General features: G+C 62.1%; 3 protein-coding genes. 1 reads left to right on the forward strand and 2 read right to left on the reverse strand.

Going from position 1 to position 3,088, the window contains the following annotated elements; translation table 11 throughout:
• Positions 1–370 precede the first annotated feature (370 nt).
• Together efp and earP are read right to left on the reverse strand one after the other, a co-directional pair.
• Positions 371–943: an elongation factor P gene (efp, locus tag ABZE94_RS21050; RefSeq protein ID WP_238043280.1), complete on the reverse strand. Its 573-nt coding sequence runs from the start codon at positions 941–943 to the stop codon at positions 371–373.
• Between the two features lie 46 nt (positions 944–989).
• The gene (gene earP / locus ABZE94_RS21055; protein ID WP_372878125.1) at positions 990–2,123 is read right to left on the reverse strand and encodes an elongation factor P maturation arginine rhamnosyltransferase EarP; all 1,134 of its coding nucleotides are present in this window, start codon (positions 2,121–2,123) and stop codon (positions 990–992) included.
• Positions 2,124–2,287: 164 nt separating this feature from the next.
• Here earP and ABZE94_RS21060 point away from each other — a divergent pair, with 164 nt between their 5' ends.
• Positions 2,288–2,833, forward strand: coding sequence for an ATP-dependent zinc protease (locus ABZE94_RS21060; RefSeq protein ID WP_372878127.1), 546 nt, complete (start codon positions 2,288–2,290; stop codon positions 2,831–2,833).
• The last annotated feature ends 255 nt before the right edge of the window (positions 2,834–3,088 follow it).

A 3,088-nucleotide genomic window follows, 5' to 3' on the forward strand; every position in this document is an offset into this window, starting at 1 on the left:
GGACGGCGCCCCGACCGCCCTACCCGTAGGCAGTGCACCATGGTTGCCCGGCGCGGCACAAAAGCTGGCGGGCTGTCGCTGCGCTCCGAGGCCGCCCTACCCGCAGGCAGTGCACCATGGTTGCCCGGCGCGGCACAAAAGCTGGCGGGCTGTCGCTGCGCTCCGAAGCCGCCCTACCCGCAGGCAGTGCACCATGGATGCCCGACACGGTACAAAACTGGCGGGCTGTCGCTGCGCTCCGATCGGAACGCCGCCCGGACCGCCCTACGGACCGAACGAAACGTCGTCCAGATCGCGCCCGGCAATTCCCAGGCAGAAAAAAGCCCGACACCAAGGCCGGGCTTCTTCTGCTCGCGGGTAAAGCCAGTAGTTAGACTGGTGCTTTAGCGCGGGACTTGTATTCACCGGTGCGGGTGTCGATCTCGATCCAGTCGTCGATGTTGCAGAAATCGGCAACCTTGACTTCAGTACCGTTGCTCAGCTTGGCGGTCTTCATCACCTTGCCGGAAGTGTCGCCACGGGCGGAACCTTCGGTGTAGGTGATCTGGCGAACGATGGTGGTCGGCAGATCGACCGAAACCACTTTGCCTTCGAAGAACACGGCTTCGCAGATATCGGTCATGCCGTCGACGATGTACGGCAGAACGCTTTCCAGGTCGTCCTTGTTCAGCTCGTACTGATTGAACTCATCGTCCATGAAGACGTAGTTCGGCTCGCTGTAATAGGAGTAGGTCACAGCGACGCGATCGAGGATGACCGGCTCGAGCTTGTCGTCGGCCTTGTACACGGTCTCGGTCGAAGAACCAGTCAGCAGGTTGCGCAGCTTCATTTTGACGATAGCGCTGTTACGGCCGGACTTGGTGAACTCGGCCTTCTGGATAAGCCAAGGCTGGCCGTCAATCAGGGCCACACTGTTGGGCTTCATTTCTTGTGCGGTTTTCATACTAATATCCGGATTTGGATGGAGATACGGAAATCTAGGCCGCGTATCATAGCCAATTTAGGTAAAACTCTACCAGTGCCTCGGCAAGATCGGCCTGAGAAGCCCGCTGCAGACACCAGCGCTCGGCATGCTCGGCCAGTTCCGGCCACTCCTGCAGCACGGCCTGCCAGCTCGCGCCCATGGCGTCACCGGCATTCCATGCCCGCCACAGGCCCTCCAGCGCCGCACGCGCGGCAGGCGACAAACCCTGGGTATACAGCGCCAGAAACGCCTCGAGCTTGTCCCAGTGGGCGTCCTCCTCTTGCCCATAGATGTGCCAGAGCAACGGCCGCCCGGCCCACTGCGCCCGCACGAACGAGTCCTCACCGCGCACCGCATTGAAGTCGCAACTCCAGAGCAGGCGGTCGTACTGATCTTGCTCGACGAAGGGCAACACCTGGACATGCAACTGACCGCGCTGCTGGCGATCGCCGGCCACCAGCGCCGCACCACCGAGCCAGGCGTGCAGATCGGCGAGAATGCGCCCTTCCGGCACCAGTAACTGGGTCACCCGGGTGTCCGCCGCCAGGGCCTCCAGCCAACTGGCCAGGGCGCGGTTCTCGTAGGCGAACAACGACACCAGCCGCGCCCCCGCAATCGGCGCCACCCCCAGCCCCTGGAGAAACGCCGCACGCGCCAGCGGATCGGCCTGAAACGCCCGGCGCCGAGCCAGCAGATCGCGCTCACGCAGCAAGCCCCCACTGCCTGCGGTAAAGCCGGGGAAAAAGAAGAACTTCTGCAGGCCATTGGACTGCAAGGACGGCAGACCATGGCAGCCCTCGACCCAATCCTCGGCGCTGAGGTACTCCAGGTTCAGCCACAGCACTTTCTGCGGCCGCGCCGCCATCGCCGCGACATAAGCGCCCGGCAACTCGCAGGCAAAAGCCTCGATCACCACATCCGCCGGCTGCACAGGCTGCCAAGACCGCGGCCACTGGCGAACCTCCACGCCCTGCTGCCATTGCTGCGCCGCCTGCCTGTCGGCCTGCGGACACAGGCGAGCGAACGCACCGAGGTCATCCAGCCACAGGCGCACCGCCACACCCTGCTCGGCCGCCAACTGCCGGGCCAGGCGCCAGGTCACGCCGATATCGCCGTAGTTATCGACCACGCTACAGAAAATGTCCCAGGTGACGCGCATAGGTACTCCGCTCATAAATCGTAGGAGGGCTCTGGGCAAACGCTGGCAACTCACATAGCGAGGCGGCGCCGCGCTAGAGCCATCCTGCCAGCAGCGGCGGAATGAACGTATCGCCGGCTGACGACTCTACTTTACTCTTAGCAAGCTAATGAAAGAGGACGCATATGCTCAATAAAAAACCACTCAACTGTCGACTTGCCAAGTGCCTGTTGCAGTCGGCGCTCCTGCTTTCGCTCTGCACTGCGCCGGCTTTCGCCGCAACTCAACAAGTGCTTGGCTGGGTTGAGGAAGGATTGATCCTGCCTGAGAATCTGGCGGTGAAGTTCAAGCTCGATACGGGCGCACTGACCTCCTCGATGCATGCCGAAGATATCGAACGCTTCCAGAAAGATGGCGAAGACTGGGTACGCTTCAACATTGAGCTGGAAGACATCGACACCAATAAGCAAGTGAACGCCCAATTCGAGCGCCAGGTAGAACGAGCCATCAAGGTGCGCGGCGCCGGCGGGGCAGAGAGACGCACAGTCGTATTGATGAAAGTATGCCTAGGCAACCAGGTGTATGAAGAGCAGTTCTCACTGAATGATCGAGACCGGATGAACTATCCGGTGCTTATCGGCCGACGCACCCTGGAGAAGGTTGGCCTGGTGGACTCCAACAAAACCTTTACCGCGCAACCTGATTGCGCGAAGACCGCGTCCAGCGCCTGATTCGCCTATGGCCGGCAGGGGCCTTGGCCGCGAACTGCCGGTCGGGCCAACTCCACTCGCGGACAAGTCCCCCCACAAGGAACAAAGCGCCCGCCCGCGGCGGCCCTGCGCCATTCGCGGCTAAAACGGAACGCCGCCCGGCCACTCCCACAAGAGCACCACATCCCCCCTGTAGGAGCTGCTTCAGCTGCGATGGCGGACAACGTCCGCCCCAAAACCCAAAGCATCACCCAGGCCAGCCCTGCGACAAAAACA

It is taken from the genome of Pseudomonas sp. (assembly GCF_041601375.1).
In the GTDB taxonomy this organism is placed as follows: domain Bacteria; phylum Pseudomonadota; class Gammaproteobacteria; order Pseudomonadales; family Pseudomonadaceae; genus Aquipseudomonas.

Coding starts and splice junctions, on each gene's coding strand:
- efp (WP_238043280.1), bottom strand. CDS start 943: ATGAAAACCGCACAAGAAATGAAGCCCAACAGTGTGGCCCTGATTGAC.
- earP (WP_372878125.1), bottom strand. CDS start 2,123: ATGCGCGTCACCTGGGACATTTTCTGTAGCGTGGTCGATAACTACGGC.
- ABZE94_RS21060 (WP_372878127.1), top strand. CDS start 2,288: ATGCTCAATAAAAAACCACTCAACTGTCGACTTGCCAAGTGCCTGTTG.